15 protein-coding genes are annotated in these 16,247 nt (G+C 42.1%); 12 read left to right on the forward strand and 3 right to left on the reverse strand.

Features of this window, described 5'->3' with window-relative positions; all coding sequences use genetic code 11:
• The first annotated feature begins 290 nt into the window (after positions 1-290).
• The 12 genes from J1C86_RS05380 to sdbB all read left to right on the forward strand — a co-directional run bounded on the left by J1C86_RS05380 (position 291) and on the right by sdbB (position 13,158).
• Positions 291-2,027, forward strand: coding sequence for an ABC transporter ATP-binding protein (locus J1C86_RS05380; RefSeq protein WP_125407285.1), 1,737 nt, complete (start codon positions 291-293; stop codon positions 2,025-2,027).
• 13 nt (positions 2,028-2,040) lie between these two features.
• The gene (locus tag J1C86_RS05385; protein ID WP_125407282.1) at positions 2,041-3,819 is read left to right on the forward strand and encodes an ABC transporter ATP-binding protein; all 1,779 of its coding nucleotides are present in this window, start codon (positions 2,041-2,043) and stop codon (positions 3,817-3,819) included.
• A gap of 54 nt (positions 3,820-3,873) precedes the next feature.
• Positions 3,874-4,428 (forward strand): GNAT family N-acetyltransferase, encoded by a 555-nt coding sequence (locus J1C86_RS05390; protein ID WP_125407279.1) that lies wholly within the window; start codon positions 3,874-3,876, stop codon positions 4,426-4,428.
• Between the two features lie 412 nt (positions 4,429-4,840).
• The gene (brnQ, locus tag J1C86_RS05395) at positions 4,841-6,169 is read left to right on the forward strand and encodes a branched-chain amino acid transport system II carrier protein (RefSeq protein WP_125409039.1); all 1,329 of its coding nucleotides are present in this window, start codon (positions 4,841-4,843) and stop codon (positions 6,167-6,169) included.
• Between the two features lie 157 nt (positions 6,170-6,326).
• Complete coding sequence (ccdA2, locus tag J1C86_RS05400; RefSeq protein ID WP_002897620.1) at positions 6,327-7,037, forward strand: thiol-disulfide oxidoreductase-associated membrane protein CcdA2; 711 nt, start codon at positions 6,327-6,329, stop codon at positions 7,035-7,037.
• A gap of 27 nt (positions 7,038-7,064) precedes the next feature.
• Positions 7,065-7,385 (forward strand): hypothetical protein, encoded by a 321-nt coding sequence (locus J1C86_RS05405; protein ID WP_125407274.1) that lies wholly within the window; start codon positions 7,065-7,067, stop codon positions 7,383-7,385.
• Between the two features lie 70 nt (positions 7,386-7,455).
• A complete protein-coding gene (locus tag J1C86_RS05410; RefSeq protein WP_002909791.1) occupies positions 7,456-8,019 on the forward strand; it encodes a redoxin family protein in 564 nt (187 codons plus the stop codon).
• 15 nt (positions 8,020-8,034) lie between these two features.
• Positions 8,035-9,144 (forward strand): peptide-methionine (R)-S-oxide reductase MsrB, encoded by a 1,110-nt coding sequence (gene msrB, locus J1C86_RS05415; protein ID WP_125409037.1) that lies wholly within the window; start codon positions 8,035-8,037, stop codon positions 9,142-9,144.
• 59 nt (positions 9,145-9,203) lie between these two features.
• Entirely contained in the window at positions 9,204-9,938 is a 735-nt protein-coding gene (locus J1C86_RS05420; RefSeq protein WP_002909786.1) for a response regulator transcription factor, read from the forward strand.
• Positions 9,935-11,638 (forward strand): cache domain-containing sensor histidine kinase, encoded by a 1,704-nt coding sequence (locus J1C86_RS05425; RefSeq protein ID WP_125409035.1) that lies wholly within the window; start codon positions 9,935-9,937, stop codon positions 11,636-11,638. The genes J1C86_RS05420 and J1C86_RS05425 overlap by 4 nt, the downstream gene beginning before the upstream one ends.
• A gap of 222 nt (positions 11,639-11,860) precedes the next feature.
• Entirely contained in the window at positions 11,861-12,568 is a 708-nt protein-coding gene (gene ccdA2 / locus J1C86_RS05430) for a thiol-disulfide oxidoreductase-associated membrane protein CcdA2 (protein ID WP_125407266.1), read from the forward strand.
• Between the two features lie 14 nt (positions 12,569-12,582).
• Positions 12,583-13,158 (forward strand): thiol-disulfide oxidoreductase-associated lipoprotein SdbB, encoded by a 576-nt coding sequence (gene sdbB / locus J1C86_RS05435; protein ID WP_125407264.1) that lies wholly within the window; start codon positions 12,583-12,585, stop codon positions 13,156-13,158.
• Between the two features lie 50 nt (positions 13,159-13,208).
• Here the strand turns inward: sdbB and J1C86_RS05440 are convergent, their stop codons facing one another.
• The 3 genes from J1C86_RS05440 to J1C86_RS05450 all read right to left on the reverse strand — a co-directional run bounded on the left by J1C86_RS05440 (position 13,209) and on the right by J1C86_RS05450 (position 16,180).
• Complete coding sequence (locus J1C86_RS05440; protein ID WP_002895552.1) at positions 13,209-14,453, reverse strand: NAD(P)H-dependent oxidoreductase; 1,245 nt, start codon at positions 14,451-14,453, stop codon at positions 13,209-13,211.
• Between the two features lie 17 nt (positions 14,454-14,470).
• Complete coding sequence (locus tag J1C86_RS05445) at positions 14,471-15,076, reverse strand: NADPH-dependent FMN reductase (protein WP_002900396.1); 606 nt, start codon at positions 15,074-15,076, stop codon at positions 14,471-14,473.
• 168 nt (positions 15,077-15,244) lie between these two features.
• A complete protein-coding gene (locus tag J1C86_RS05450) occupies positions 15,245-16,180 on the reverse strand; it encodes an FAD:protein FMN transferase (protein WP_125407261.1) in 936 nt (311 codons plus the stop codon).
• Positions 16,181-16,247: the final 67 nt, after the last annotated feature.

Raw genomic sequence — 16,247 nt, forward strand, 5'->3', positions numbered from 1 at the left:
CGACCTTCTTGTAGATAAGAAATTACAAACCTAGTGAGAACTAGGTTTGTTTTTCTATATAAGTCATGCAATTAAAACAGTTGCTAGTCTGCTTTCAGGCAGTTTACTGCTGACAGTCATTGATGAGGCAGATGATAAGCAGAAAAAGTCTGAAATGACCTTTACCCTACTTCATATTTTTGTTATAATATTTGTATTAAAGCGTGCATTTGCGCGCTCTTTTCTGTGTTTTAAAAGCACTTGGGTGCTTTAGAGTGAGTTATTTTTGAATAGATGGTGAAGGAGGAATTATGTTATACATTTGGTCTTATTTAAAGAGATATCCTAAGTGGCTAGTCTTGGACTTTGTTGCGGCAATCTTTTTTGTGATTGTCAATCTAGGGTTGCCAACGGTGCTGGCTCGAATGATTGATGAGGGAATCAATCCTAAGCAGACAGACCGGCTCTTTTTCTGGGCTTGGGTCATGTTTGGCGTTATTATCTTAGGAGTGCTGGGGCGAATCGTTCTGGCTTATGCGGCTGGGAAGCTGACGACGACCATGGTACAGGATATGCGCAATGATCTCTATGCCAAGCTGCAAGAGTATTCTCATCATGAGTATGAGCAGATTGGAGTGTCTTCTTTGGTCACGCGCTTGACTTCGGATGCTTTTGTACTCATGCAGTTTGCGGAGCAAACCCTTAAAATGGGTGTCATTACTCCCATGATGATGCTGTCTAGTATTCTCATGATTTTTCTGACCAGTCCGTCTCTGGCATGGATTGTAGCTGTTTCAGTGCCTTTCTTGGCAGTCGTGGTCATCTATGTAGCGGTTAAAACCAAGCCCCTGTCTGAAAAGCAGCAGAAGACCCTTGATAAGATTAATCAGTATGTGAGGGAAAATCTGACTGGCCTACGCGTTATTCGAGCTTTTGCGCGTGAGGAATTTCAAGAGAAGCGTTTTGCTGATGAAAATGAGGTCTATGCGCAAAACTCCAATAAGCTCTTTAAGCTGACTGGTCTGACAGAGCCGCTCTTTGTGCAGATTATTATTGCGATGATTGTGGCCATTGTCTGGTTTGCCCTAGATCCATTGAGGGACGGCAGTCTTGAAATCGGAAATCTCGTTGCCTTTATCGAATACAGCTTTCACGCCCTGCTGTCCTTTCTCTTCTTGGCCAATCTCTTTACCATGTATCCGCGGACAGCGGTATCGAGCCAGCGGCTCAAGGAAGTTATGGATATGCCCATTTCAATCAATCCTAATGAAGATGGTATAACTGAGACAGATACGCAGGGGTATCTGGAGTTTGACAATGTAACCTTCGCTTATCCGGGTGAGACGGAGAGTCCTGTGCTGCATAATATTTCCTTCAAGGCTAAGCCGGGTGAGACTATTGCCTTTATCGGTTCAACTGGTTCTGGTAAGTCTACGCTGGTACAGCTGATTCCGCGCTTTTACGATGTAACACTTGGTAAGATTTTAGTGGACGGTGTGGACGTCCGTGAGTACAATCTGAAAGCTCTGCGTCAGAAGATTGGCTTTATCCCGCAGAAGGCTCTGTTATTTACTGGAACTATCGCAGAAAACCTACGCTATGGAAAGGAAGAGGCCAGTCAGGAAGAGCTGAGTCAGGCAGCTGAGGTGGCTCAAGCCAAGGACTTTATCGAAAGTCGGGAAGAGCGTTTTGAGACTCATCTGGCCGAGGGAGGCAGCAATCTATCCGGTGGGCAGAAGCAGAGACTCTCTATTGCCCGAGCGGTGGTTAAAAAGCCGGATATTTATATCTTCGACGACTCTTTTTCTGCTCTGGATTATAAGACGGATGCGGTGCTGCGTCGTCGTCTCAAGGAAGTGACAGGTCAGGCAACGGTGCTGATTGTGGCCCAACGTGTGGGAACCATCATGGATGCTGACCAGATTATCGTTCTAGATCAGGGCGAAATCGTCGGACGCGGCAAGCACGAAGAGCTGATGGAAACCAATGATATTTATCGTGAAATTGCGGATTCGCAGCTGAAGAATCAAGCTTTGACAGAGGAATAGAAAGGAGACTGACATGAAAAACACATCAAGTTTTGCTCGTCTATGGAGCTACCTAAAAGTTTATAAATTTGCAGTCGCCTTTGCCATCTTCCTCAAAATCCTAAGTGTCGTCATGAGCGTTGTCGAGCCTTTTGTCTTAGGTCTAGCCATTACAGAATTGACAAATAATCTGCTGGATATGGCTAAAGGTGTGGCTGGCGCCCAAATTAATGTGTCCTATGTTGGCTGGGTCATGGTCTTGTATTTTGTGCGGGCGATTTTTTATGAAATCGGTTCTTACTATTCTAATTACTTTATGACCAATGCAGTGCAGGCTACCATTCGTGACTTGCGCGATGAACTTAGTCATAAGATTAATCGCATCCCCGTTTCTTACTTTGATAAGCACCAGTTTGGTGATTTGCTGGGACGTTTTACCAGCGATGTCGAAGCCGTTTCAAATGCCTTGCAGCAGTCCTTTCTGCAGGTTATCAATGCAGTCTTCACTCTGATCTTGGTTATCGTCATGGTATTGGTGCTTAATCTGCAGTTGGGTATCATTGTGGTAATCTCGATTCCGATTACCTACCTTAGTGCCCGCTTTATCGTGAAGAAATCGCAACCTTACTTTAAACAGCAGGCAGATGTACTGGGGGCTATGAATGGCTTTGTTCAGGAAAATCTGACAGGTTTTAATATCTTGAAGCTCTATGTCAGAGAAGAAAGTTCGCAGGAGGATTTTCGACAAATTACGCAAAAGCTGCAGAAAGTAGGTTTTAAAGCCAGCTTTATCTCCGGTTTGATGATGCCTGTTTTGAATGTTATTTCGGATCTGACCTACCTCTTACTGGCTCTGCTGGGCGGTCTTCAGGTTATTGCTGGGCGATTGACAGTTGGAAATATGCAGGCTTTTGTTCAGTATGTTTGGCAGATTAATCAGCCTATTCAAAATCTGACTCAGCTGGCTGGTCAGCTGCAGAGTGCCAAGTCTTCTTTGGACCGGATTTTCCAAGTGCTGGACGAAGCAGATGAAGTCAATGATAAGACAGAAAAGCTAGAGCAAGATTTGACAGGTCAGGTTAGCTTCAAGGATGTGGACTTCCAGTATGTAGCAGACAAGCCGCTCATTCGGAATTTCAATCTGGAAGTCAAACCTGGAGAAATGGTCGCCATTGTTGGTCCAACTGGTGCTGGTAAGACCACGCTGATTAATTTGCTCATGCGTTTCTACGATGTGTCTAAAGGCGCGATTACAGTTGATAGGCATGATATACGACATCTGTCCCGTCAGGACTACCGTAAACAGTTCGGTATGGTGCTGCAGGATGCTTGGCTTTATGAGGGGACTATCAAGGAAAATCTTCGTTTTGGCAATCTGCAAGCCACTGATGAAGAAATTGTAGAGGCAGCCAAGGCGGCTAATGTGGATCACTTTATCCGGACTTTGCCAGGTGGCTACAATATGGAAATGAATCAAGAATCCAGCAATATCTCGCTGGGGCAGAAGCAGTTGCTTACGATTGCGAGGGCTCTTTTGGCCAATCCTAAGATTCTGATTTTGGATGAAGCGACCTCATCTGTCGATACACGGCTGGAGCTCTTGATTCAGAAAGCTATGAAGACTCTCATGCAGGGGCGGACCAGTTTTGTCATTGCTCACCGACTGTCGACCATTCAAGAAGCAGATAAGATTTTGGTGCTCAAGGATGGTCAGATTATCGAGCAAGGGAATCATGAGAGTCTCTTGGCAGATAAAGGATTCTATTATGACCTTTACCAGAGTCAATTTTCTAAAAAAGAGGAAGAAGTTTAAAAGGTTTGCTAAATCATTTGATAACTGCTAGAATATAAGCAAAGTGAGGTAGCAATGTCTTTAACCAGTCAAATTATTACAGCAGAATTTCCCGATTTGGATAAGGTTGAGGCCTTAAATCGCGAAGCTTTTCCTGTAGAGGAAAGGGTTCCTATCAGCGAATTTCTTCGTTATACAAACGATAAGCAGTCTCATTTCTTCGCCTTCTACAATGAGGAAGAATTTGTAGGTTTTGCTTTTGCAGTTTATAACGAAAAAATGTTCTATGTCAGCTTCTTTGCGATTATGCCGCACCTTCGTAGCCATGGCTATGGGGGAGAAATCATTCATAAACTGACAGAGTTTTATCAAAAAACTATGGTTCTAGAGGTAGAACGTGTCGATGAAGAATGTGAGAATTTAGAGCAACGTCAAGCACGTATGGACTTCTATAAGCGTAATGGCTTTCGAACGACCAATGCCTTTCTGGAATATGAAGGGTTAAGCTTTGAAATCTTGTATTTGGGACATCATTTTGATGAGGAGGCTTATCGAGATATTTTCCATATGCTGCAAGAGAAGAACTTCTTTGAATTTGAAATTAAGTACCGAAGATTTAGCGATGTGTAAAGAGTGCTAAATGTTTTATAGCCATTTTTAAAAGGTTGAGATAGGATGTCTCAACCTTTTTACTATGAAAAATCTCTTTTATTTTGTTTTGGATCTGGAAGGACAATATTGTATTTTTCTCGCATTCAGCAACAGTAGAGCATGTCTGTTTAAAGAAAGTAAACCATTAAAAAAGATAGAGAGAGGTTGGCAAAGTATACGATTTAAAACAAAATTATTTATCTTACTTTAAAATAAGCCTTAAATCTGTGGATAAGTCAGGAATTTGCTAAAACCTATTGATATATGATTTGATTTAAATCATATTTTCTCTTTTGATTCGAATCAATATTCTGAAAAGGTTAAAAATCTTGCGGAGGTGGCTATTTCCGTATATAATGATAAAGCATGAAAAAATTTAAAGGAGTTTCCCGTGATTAAAAAAGGTGCCTTGACAGGCTTGCTCTTATTTGGAATATTTTTCGGTGCTGGGAATTTGATTTTCCCGCCTTCGCTTGGAACATTATCTGGTCAGCATTTTTGGCCAGCTATTGCAGGATTTGTCCTATCTGGGGTTGGGCTTGCTGTGCTGACTTTGATTATAGGAACGCTCAATCCCAAGGGCTATATTCACGAGATTTCTCAGAAGATTGCGCCTTGGTTTGCTATTGTCTATCTTGTAGCCTTGTATCTGTCAATCGGGCCTTTCTTTGCTATTCCGCGGACAGCGACAGTGGCCTATGAAGTCGGTATTGCCCCTATGTTGTCTAAAAATATGGCGGGCATCGGATTAATTGTTTTCACGACACTTTACTTTGCAGCTGCTTATCTGATTTCTTTGAATCCATCTAAGATTTTGGATCGGATTGGACGTATTCTGACGCCAGTTTTTGCAGTTTTGATTATCATCTTAGTCATTCTAGGAGCTTTGAAATACGGCTCAAATGCACCTCAGCAGGCTTCGCAAGCTTATGCTGCGTCAGCTTTTGGAAAGGGCTTCTTGGAAGGTTATAACACTTTGGATGCCTTAGCTTCCGTAGCTTTTAGCGTCATTGCAGTAACAACTCTTAACCAGCTAGGTTTCAAGAATAAAAAGGAATATGTTTCAACTATCTGGGTTGTTGGCATAGTGGTGGCACTAGCTTTTAGTGCCATGTACATTGGTTTAGCTTATTTGGGCAATCATTTCCCAGTTCCAGCTGAGATAATTGCCAAAGGCAATCCTGGTGTTTATGTCCTGTCGCAGGCGACACAGGCTATCTTTGGACCTACCGCACAGATTTTCCTTGCGGCTATGGTTACTGTAACTTGCTTCACCACAACAGCAGGACTTATTGTATCGACTGGGGAATTCTTCCATAAAACTTTCCCTAAGGTATCTTATAAAGTGTACGCAACGGTCTTTACTTTGATTGGGTTTGCGATTGCCAATCTTGGGCTTAATGCTATTATTCAATATTCTGTTCCAGTCTTGCAAATCCTCTATCCGATTACCATTGTTATCGTTCTGATTATCATTGTTAATAAATTATTGCCACTGTCCAAAATCGGTATGCAATTGACGGTAGCAGCAGTAACTCTGATTTCCTTTGCTGGTGTTCTTGGGGAGCAGTTCCATATCACTAAGGTAAGTGATATTATAAACTCTCTTCCATTTGCTCAGGCTTCCCTGCCTTGGTTGGTGCCGGCTCTAGTTGGAATCCTGCTTTCTCTTCTTTTGCCAAATAAGCAGAAGAGTGAGCGCTTTGAGATGGAGAGCTAATAGATAACATCCGCCACAATATGGTGGATTTTTTTGCCAAATCCAGAAATCTCAAGCAATATAACATCAAATTCAAGTTTTTTCAAATCTATCTCCCTATTTTTAGGGGGATTTTTATTTTATACTAGAGTCAGAAATTGATAGAGAGGTTTTTGAAATGGCAACAAGTTTTTTATTCTTTATTTCTGTTTTTCTGGCGGGGATTCTATCTTTTTTCTCGCCCTGTATTTTACCACTTATGCCAGTCTATGTGGGGATTTTGCTGGATTCGGATCAGCCGAAAACGGTTCGGTTTATGGGAAAAGATATTTCCTGGTATGGTCTAGCTAAGACTCTCTGCTTTATAGCTGGCTTATCAACTGTATTCTTAGTTTTGGGCTATGGAGCTGGTGCTTTGGGGCAAGTCCTCTATGCCCCTTGGTTTCGCTACGTTTTGGGCGGGATTGTCATTCTACTGGGAATCCATCAGATGGGAATCATTAATATCCAGCAACTGCAAAAGCAAAAGAGCATCCAACTTAAAAAGAATAGTAAAAGAAGTGATTTTCTTAACGCTTTTCTCTTGGGTATCACCTTTAGCTTTGGTTGGACGCCCTGTGTGGGACCTGTTCTGAGTTCTGTTTTAGCAATTGCTGCTTCTGGCGGTAACGGCGCTCTTCAGGGAGGTTTGCTTATGTTGGTTTATACACTTGGATTAGCACTTCCTTTTCTAGCTATGGCTTTGGCTTCTGGCTGGGTATTACAGCGCTTTGCGAAACTCAAACCTTATATGGGAACGCTTAAGAAAATCGGCGGTGCACTCATCATTCTCATGGGAATTTTGCTGATGCTTGGAAATCTAAACGCTTTAGCATCATTATTTGGATAAAAATTATATAATTAAAGGAGACACATCATGAAAAAAATCACTACACTTACAATCGCTGCACTTAGTATCTTTGTCCTAGCAGCCTGCTCTAATCAAAAATCAGATTCTAATATGAAGAAGATGGATGACAGCAGTATGATGAAGAAAGATGATATGAAAAAAGACGACATGAAGAAGGAGGATATGAAAGACTCCAGCATGTCTGATAATAAAATGAAAAAGGATGATATGAAGGATTCTTCTATGATGTCTGACAATAAGTCTGATATGAAAGATGATATGAAATCAAGCGATTCAAGCATGAAGGATGAGATGAAAGATTCATCCGAAATGTCATCTGACAAATAAGAATTCCACCATAGGAAAGAAAGTCGTCAGTTTTGTCGGCTTTCTCCTTATTTTGAAAGGAAAGAAAACGATGAAGAAGTTATCAATATTGACTATCAGTCTGCTTTGTGTCGGCTTTTTGGGAGCCTGTTCAAATCAGAAGATGAACTCGGAAGTTTCTAAAAGTGATAAAAGCAATATGGAAACAAAAGCTGATTCTGAGCAATCTACCAAGATGGCCAAAGACTTTAGTCTGCAAGGAGTAGATGGCAAGACCTACAAGCTGTCTGATTTCAAAGGCAAGAAAGTGTATTTAAAGTTTTGGGCTTCTTGGTGCTCTATCTGTCTATCTACACTTGGTGATACTAATGATTTGGCTAAGGAGCAGTCAGGAAAAGATTATGTTGTGCTGACGGTGGTGTCTCCGACTTTTAATGGAGAAAAGTCTGCTGATGATTTCAAGGAATGGTACAAATCTTTGGATTACAAAGACTTCCCAGTTCTCATGGATACTAAGGGAGAATTGCTGAAAGAATACGGTATTCGCTCTTATCCATCTGCTCTTTTCGTAGGCAGCGACGGTTCTCTTGCCAAGACGCATATTGGCTACATGAGCAAGGAAGATATTGAGAAAACACTAAAAGAAATCAAGTAGAAAGGAGTAATAAACATGGAAGGCAAATGGAAGATTCTTCTGGTTCTGCTTGGCTTGCTTGTCTGCTTTGGACTGGTCTATGTGATTGCAGGGAATGGTAAGGAGTCATCTCCTGAGCAGATCAAGAAAGCCTCTATGAGCAAGACAGAAGCGGTAGCCAAACAAAAGCAAGAAGACGTCAAGGAAGAAGATAAGCAGGAGATTTATCTGGCTGGTGGCTGTTTCTGGGGAGTAGAAGAGTACTTTTCTCGCGTGCCAGGTGTACTTGATGCAGTATCAGGCTATGCAAATGGTAAGGGAGACACGACCAAGTATGAATTGATCTCTCAAACTGGTCACGCTGAGACTGTTCACATTACTTACAACGCCAAAAAAATCTCTCTCAAAGAAATTCTGCTGCATTATTTCCGCATCATTGATCCAACTTCTAAAAACAAGCAGGGAAATGATCAGGGTACTCAGTACCGGACAGGTGTTTATTATAAGGAAGAAGCTGATCTAGATACGATTAACCAGGTCTTTGATGAGGTTGCTAAGAAATATGATAAGCCTTTAGCTGTTGAAAAAGAACCTCTGAAAAACTTTATCAAAGCAGAAGATTATCATCAGGATTACCTAAAAAAGAATCCTAATGGATATTGCCATATCGATGTCAATCAAGCTGCCTACCCTGTTATTGAAGCTAGTCGCTATCCTAAGCCTAGCGATGAAGAGATTAAGGCTAAGCTCTCTCCTGAAGAATACGCAGTCACACAAAAGAATGACACAGAGCGGGCCTTTTCTAACCGCTACTGGGATAAGTTCGATGCTGGTATCTATGTTGATGTGGTGACAGGAGAGCCACTCTTTTCATCAAAGGATAAGTTTGACTCAGGCTGCGGTTGGCCCAGTTTCACCCGTCCTATCAGTCCAGATGTTGCGACTTACAAAGAAGACAAGAGTTTCAACATGACACGGACGGAAGTTCGCAGTCGGGTTGGAAATTCACATCTGGGGCATGTTTTTACAGATGGTCCTAAGGACAAGGGTGGCTTACGCTATTGTATTAATAGTTTGTCAATCAAGTTCATTCCCAAAGCTGAAATGGAGGAGAAGGGCTACGGTTATCTTTTGGATTATGTTTAAGAGCATTTTGATCGAAAATTTGCTATAATAAATCCAGTATAAATAAGGAGTTGAATCTGGTGTATTCAATTATGATTGTAGAGGATGAGTATCTGGTAAGACAGGGGATTGCGTCCTTGGTAGACTATGAACAGTTTGGCATGCAAGTCATTGCCCAGGCTGAAAATGGAAGAGAAGCTTGGCAGAAATTTCAGGAAAATCCTGCTGATATCCTGCTGACCGATATCAACATGCCACAGATGAACGGCCTCGAACTGGCCAAGCTAGTCAGGGACCAGGCTCCTAAGTGCCATATCGTTTTTCTGACGGGCTATGATGATTTTGACTATGCTCGGACCGCCATTAAACTAGGCGCAGATGACTATCTTCTCAAGCCATTTTCCAAAGATGATGTTGAGGAAATGTTGGCCAAGGTGCAGACTAAGCTTGATAAGGAACGAAAAAAAGCCCAGATTCAAAACTTGGTTGATCAGGGACAGCGCTCTGAGTTGGAAGAGGCTATTCACGCGCGTCTAGCTGATTCAGAATTAAGTCTGAAAAGTTTAGCTTTCCAATTGGGGTTTAGTCCGTCCTATCTTAGCGTTCTTATCAAAAAAGAACTAGGCTTGCCCTTTCAAGATTATCTGATCCAAGAGCGGATGAAAAAAGCAAAACTCTTACTCCTGACTACAGATTTGAAGATTTATGAAATAGCAGAGCAGGTAGGTTTTGAAGATATGAACTATTTTTCTCAGCGCTTCAAGCAGGTGGTTGGGCTGACACCTCGGCAGTTTAAAAAAGGAGAGGAGAAATGAAACGATATCCGCTTCTTATCCAATTGATTGTCTATATTTTTCTGCTGGTCCTTTTACTCTTGGGGTTTGTTGGAAGCCTCTACTATCAGACTAGCTCGGGGACTATTCGACAGCTGACAGAGCGGACGACGCGTAATAGTATGGAGCAAAGCGGGCAGTTCATTGCTTCTTATTTGCAAAAATTAAAACAAACCACCTCCACACTGAGCAAGGAAGAAACGATTCGGAAGTTTGCTCAGAATCAAGAAAGCAGCGAAACGTCAGTACAGGCTTTGATGAAAACCATTATTGAGACAGATCCGGATTTGGTGTCGGCAGTATTGGTTACCAAGGACGGGCGCGTGGTCTCAACAGATTCTCAAATTAGCATGCAGACATCTTCTGATATGATGAATGAAAAATGGTATCAGGAAGCTGTTCATACCAAAGCCATGCCTGTCTTGACCCCTGCTCGCAAGGAATCTCTGTCATCAGAGAAGGAGAAGTGGGTTGTTTCTGTCACTCAGGAAGTGGTGGATGAAGCAGGGCAGAATCTCGGTGTTTTGCGTCTGGATATTGGCTATAAGAGTCTCAAAGCCTATCTGGATCGGCTTCAGCTAGGGAAGAAAGGCTTTAGTTTTATTGTCAATAGCCAGCATGAATTTGTCTATCATCCTAAGAAAAGTGTTTACTCCTCCAGTCAGGAAATGAAAGCTATGCAGTCCTATATCTCGGTCAAGGATGGTTACGCAGACCAGAAAGAGGCTTTTGTCTATCAGATTGATATCGCAGACAGCGACTGGACTTTAATTGGCGTTGCCTCTTTAGAGCAATTACAGATGCTTCAGTCACAGATGCTTAATTCTTTTATAGGAATGGGCGTTTTAGCACTCCTGATGTGCTTGACTGGTATTTGGTTTGTCCTGCGTTTGTGGATTAAGCCTCTTCAGAATCTACAAGCTGTTATTCTGAAGATTGGGGCAGGCGACTCAAATCTGCGAGCGGAAGCTAAGGGTTCTCCAGAGTTGGTTGACTTGGCTCAGCAGTTCAATAAAATGCTGGACCAAATTGAACAACTAATGGAAGCTGTCAAGGCTGAAGAACAAAATGTCCGCTGCTATGAGCTCCGAGCTCTCTCAGCTCAAATTAATCCCCATTTCCTTTATAATACCTTAGATACGATTGTCTGGATGGCTGAGTTTAATGACAGCAAGCGTGTTGTTGAGGTAACGAAATCACTCGCTCAATATTTCCGTTTGGCGCTTAATCAAGGGCATGAACAGATTGCTCTCAAAGATGAGATTGATCACGTTCGTCAGTATCTTTTTATCCAGAAGCAGCGCTATGGTGACAAGCTCCAATATGAGATTGAAGAGGATGAATCTATAGCTGATTATAAACTGCCCAAGCTGGTACTTCAGCCTTTGGTTGAAAATGCCATCTACCACGGCATCAAGGAAATTGACAGACAAGGCATGATTCGCGTTACAGCAGCAGCGGAAGAGGGGCATCTGATACTGTCTATCTATGATAACGGCCGTGGCTTTGAACTCCGCGACTCTACGGACAAGACTCTCCTTCGCTTAGGTGGTGTTGGTCTAAAAAATATCAATCAACGCTTGAGATTGCAGTTCGGAGACGACTACCATATGGAAATCCAGTCCGAACCAGATATATTTACCCAGATTAGTCTTTATTTGCCGCTAGTTACAGATGATTAGGTCTATTAAGTTTTAAAATATTCAAGCCGGTAGAATTTTCTCCGGCTTTTTACTGTTTGAAAAAATGCACTGGTTTTGCTGTTCATCAAGCGAATTTTTCTCTCTTTCTACTCTCATCACGCTTGCCAGAAAATTACCGTAGCAGATTTGTGAAAAATCTATAAGATTCATTTATAATGATAAATGAATGTATATTCTAGGTAAGGAGTTAGAGGAGAGTAAATGGAGTCGCCTTTATTTTTTGTTTCAGTTTTTTTAGCAGGTATTTTATCCTTCTTTTCCCCTTGTATTTTTCCATTATTGCCGGTTTATATTGGTATTTTGCTGGATGACAAGGAGGTCAAGCCCCTGAAAGTATTCGGCCGGGAGCTTGCTTGGCAGGGAATGGTTAGAACACTTTTTTTCATTGCAGGTATCTCGACAGTCTTCTTTTTGCTAGGCTTTGGAGCAGGTTTTCTAGGTACTATTATTTACAGTTCGACCTTTCGTTATGTGATGGGCGGCCTCATCATTCTGCTAGGTCTGCATCAGATGGAGCTTATTAATATTCGCCAGCTACAGATTCAAAAGAGCTTGACTTTCAAAAAGAACGGTCAGAAGCATCATTTTTGGTCTGCATTCTTACTGGGGATTACCTTTAGCTTCGGCTGGACTCCTTGCATTGGTCCGATTCTCAGCTCAGTCTTAGCCTTAGCAGCTTCAGGTGGGAATGGTGCTTTTCAGGGAGCAATTTTGACCTTGATTTACACCTTAGGAATGGCCCTGCCTTTCTTAATCTTAGCTTTGGCATCTAGCTTTGTTATGCAGTATTTTAATAAAATCAAGCCTTATATGGGCCTGATGAAGAAAATTGGCGGAGCCCTGATTATTCTGATGGGAATTCTGCTGATGCTAGGACAGCTCAACGCCCTGTCGGGACTTTTTGGATAAAAGGAGAAATAAATATGAAAAAATTCGTTACGTTATTAGCAACTGTGTCAGCTGTAGCCTTTTTGGCAGCTTGCTCGGAACAGGAAGAGAAGCCTATGACTATGCCCACAACCAGCAGTTCGTCTAGTGAGACAGCTCAGACAAGCGCAGTCACTCAAGCAGCTGTCAGTCAAGAGGCGCCTGACTTTACTCTGCAATCTATGGATGGAAAAACAGTCAAACTTTCTGACTATAAAGGCAAGAAGGTTTATCTAAAATTCTGGGCTTCTTGGTGTGGACCTTGTAAGAAGAGTATGCCGGAATTGGTCGAATTAGCTGGTAAAACGGATCGTGATTTTGAAATCTTGACAGTTGTAGCACCAGGCCTCCAAGGAGAGAAGTCTGTCGAGGAATTCCCAAAATGGTTTCAAGAACAAGGTTATAAAGATGTACCAGTTCTATTTGACACTTCAGGTGAAATTTTCCAAGCCTATCAGATTCGTAGCATCCCAACTGAAATCCTCATTGACAGTCAAGGGAAAATCGGTAAAATCCAGTTTGGCGCTATCAGTAATGCTGATGCAGAAGCAGCTTTCAAAGAAATGAAATAAAGCAAAAAAGAATGGACTTATCATCCATTCTTTTTTAGTTTGTAAAGTAATTAAGCGCTAGCACCTGATGTCGCATCGGCTCCTCCGTCTCCATGACCTCCATCGCCTCCAGCATCAGAAGCACCAGAAGTAGCGTCTGCGTCTCCATGACCTCCGGCAGGAGCAAATGGTCCGCTGCCTCCAACCAAACGTTGACCAGTTTCTTTTAAGTACCAGTCGAGCCATGGTTGGAAATTAAAGACGATTTCATTGATACCTGCGTATGATCCGTCAGGATAGTACATTGCTTGATAGTTGTGAGTATTGATAACGCCTGCAGGCGAACCAGGGACGATAGTACGTACGTATTCTTGGTTTCCGTTGCGAAGTGTTCCAATAACCCACTCTACATTCTTCATCCGAGCTGGTGGAAGAGAACCATGAACAGTTGACATGCGGCTACCTGATTGAGGTGGCACACGTTTGGCAAACATGGTGTCTGGGTCTTGGTGGGCGTTGTTGTAGTAGAGGAATTGGTTGTTATCGTCAGCGTATGTCAATTCAAATGGCATAGCTTTTAAGAACATATCAATCTGGTTAACTGTCAAGATACCATGGTCAAGTTTGACATAAGTATCACCAGAAACAGCTCCAGTGATTTCAGCGACTTTTTCTACCCATTCTGGATCATCTGGATCAACTTCTGTAATTGTCGTAGCGATTGGTTTTCCGCAGTCTAAGTCTTCAGGTTCAATTGGTTTTGGTTTTTTCAATTTTGAAACGACCTCTACATATTTGATAAAGTTATCTAAGCATGTTTCAAGGAAATTCACAGTTCCTTCGTTGGTGATATTACCATCATTGTCAAAAGCTTCCTTGGCTTTGCCCAGCAAGAACTCATTGCCTGGAAGAGTGTAAGCATTGACACCAGGTGCGTCTAGGATTTTACGCAGGTGAACTTGAGCGCGAGATGTTCCTTGGTCGTAGTATGATGCACCAACAATCATGACAGGCTTGTTTTCGAAAGGATGAACCTCGTAAGAGAGCCATTCTAAGACGCTCTTCAAAGGAGCGCTGATAGTATGATTGTGCTCAGGAGTTGCGATGATGACACCGTCTGCACGTGTGATTTTGTTATACAAATAACGCAACTGGAAGCTTTCATCCCATTTTTCATCCTGATTAAACATTGGGACTTCATCAATTTCTAAGACTTCCAATTCAAATTTAATTTTGAACTGACGGCGGATGAATTCCAATAATTTTCGGTTATATGACTGTTCGTAGTTTGATCCTACAATTCCAACAAATTTCATTCTTTCGGTCTCCTATCTTACAATTTTTCCCAGTTGAATTCTTCAGCATCTTTGCGAAGCAATTCTTGTGCGTTGCGCAATTTTTCAGTGATTTTGACAAAGATACGGAAGTCATCAAAGATAGCATCCAATTTTTTGACAACATCAAGATCTACCAAGTCTCCGCTTTGGTCAAAAGCTTGAAGGGAATGCGAAAGCAAGAACTCATCTGGAAGAACAGTTGCCTTGATTTCTGGAGCGTTCAAAATTTGACGGAGCTGCAATTGGGCACGAGAGGAGCCAAGTGTACCATAAGAAGCACCAGTGATCATGACTGGCTTGTTCAGCAGTGGATAGATACCATAAGAAAGCCAAGCCAGAGCATTCATAAGCACAGCTGGGATAGAATGGTCGTATTCAGGTGTACCGATAAGTACGCCGTCTGCTGCATCGATTTTTTCGGCAATTTCTGATACCAATTCAGGCACGTTTCTGTCAGCAGGTTTATTAAACATTGGAATATCTTTAATCTCTACCAGCTCGATTTCAGCCTTATCAGCAAAGTGCTTAGACATATATTGAAGAAGTTGCCGGTTTGTAGAACGTTTAGAATTTGTTCCAACAATTGCAATAAGTTTTAACATAAAATTTCCTTTCTGAAATTAAGATACAAATCCCTCGTAAGTGCATTTATTTTTCTTTAGGCAAGTAAAACCAGAAGAAAGAGAGGGCGTTTTTAAATGGGCATTAGTTATAAAAGCTAGAGCGATAGAGGTACCGCTTAGTGTGGCAGCAAATTCATCACTTTTGAATTAAGATGCAGGAATTATCTGCTCTAAAAGGCCTGAGCTACAGAAGAGCTGACTGTCTTGGGTGATAATCAATGCTTCAATCCCTTCTTGCTGTTCAATCTGGGACAGAATTGATGTCGGACTTTCACCAAATAGACGGGTTGTCCAGATTTCACCATCTACCGACTTGTCTGAAACAATGGTCAGACTAGCCAATTGATTCTCGATAGGATAGCCTGTTTTGCGATCCAGAATGTGATGGTAGTTCCGCCCTTCAACTGTAAGGGTTCGCTCGTAGATTCCTGATGTGACCACTGACTGATTGGTGACCGCTAGTATAGCTGAGTGATTGCCACGAGGATGCTTGGGATTTTGGATGCCAATTCGCCAGGCACGCTGGCTGACTGCATTTTGCCCAATCGTCAGGACATTGCCACCGAGATTGATAAGAGCAGAGGTCACTCCCTGACTAAGCAAATAGTCCTTAATCTTATCAGCGATATAACCTTTAGCCAAGGCACCTAAATCCAGCTTCATGCCTTTCTTAGTCAAAAAGACACTACAATCTTCTGGATTCAACTCAAGTAAGTTTGGGTCAGTCAAGCACAGAGCATGCTGAATCTCCTCCTTACTTGGGAGACGGGCGTCTGAAAATCCTATCCGCCAGGTCTGGACGAGAGGGCCAATCGTGATATTTAAGTGGCTGCCTTCTGCTAGGCTGTGATATTTCCCCAGCTCAATCAGCTCAAAAAGTTCTGGGTGAACTGAGACGCTTTCAATTCCTGCCAGATGATTGATAGTCATAAGTTCAGAGTCTTCATCATTGGCACTGAAGCGATTTTTATAGAGATGAAGCAGTTGGATCGCCTCATCTAAGAGTATTTCCGCTCGCTCATGATAGAGAGAGATACAAATCGTACTCCCCATCAAATGGAGTGAGCGAGAAGCGAAGTCCACATTATCACAACCTTTCTAAAATTAACCTCTCTTACCTTATTATATCAAAAAGATACCGGTTTCACAA

This window comes from Streptococcus sanguinis, assembly GCF_050220005.1.
Lineage (GTDB): Bacteria > Bacillota > Bacilli > Lactobacillales > Streptococcaceae > Streptococcus > Streptococcus sanguinis_Z.

Bases quoted from the DNA above. Each gene is read 5' to 3' on its own strand.
- J1C86_RS05380 (WP_125407285.1), top strand. From the start codon at position 291: ATGTTATACATTTGGTCTTATTTAAAGAGATATCCTAAGTGGCTAGTC.
- J1C86_RS05390 (WP_125407279.1), top strand. From the start codon at position 3,874: ATGTCTTTAACCAGTCAAATTATTACAGCAGAATTTCCCGATTTGGAT.
- msrB (WP_125409037.1), top strand. From the start codon at position 8,035: ATGGAAGGCAAATGGAAGATTCTTCTGGTTCTGCTTGGCTTGCTTGTC.
- ccdA2 (WP_002897620.1), top strand. From the start codon at position 6,327: ATGGCAACAAGTTTTTTATTCTTTATTTCTGTTTTTCTGGCGGGGATT.
- ccdA2 (WP_125407266.1), top strand. From the start codon at position 11,861: ATGGAGTCGCCTTTATTTTTTGTTTCAGTTTTTTTAGCAGGTATTTTA.
- J1C86_RS05425 (WP_125409035.1), top strand. From the start codon at position 9,935: ATGAAACGATATCCGCTTCTTATCCAATTGATTGTCTATATTTTTCTG.
- J1C86_RS05410 (WP_002909791.1), top strand. From the start codon at position 7,456: ATGAAGAAGTTATCAATATTGACTATCAGTCTGCTTTGTGTCGGCTTT.
- J1C86_RS05405 (WP_125407274.1), top strand. From the start codon at position 7,065: ATGAAAAAAATCACTACACTTACAATCGCTGCACTTAGTATCTTTGTC.
- J1C86_RS05445 (WP_002900396.1), bottom strand. From the start codon at position 15,076: ATGTTAAAACTTATTGCAATTGTTGGAACAAATTCTAAACGTTCTACA.
- J1C86_RS05385 (WP_125407282.1), top strand. From the start codon at position 2,041: ATGAAAAACACATCAAGTTTTGCTCGTCTATGGAGCTACCTAAAAGTT.
- sdbB (WP_125407264.1), top strand. From the start codon at position 12,583: ATGAAAAAATTCGTTACGTTATTAGCAACTGTGTCAGCTGTAGCCTTT.
- J1C86_RS05440 (WP_002895552.1), bottom strand. From the start codon at position 14,453: ATGAAATTTGTTGGAATTGTAGGATCAAACTACGAACAGTCATATAAC.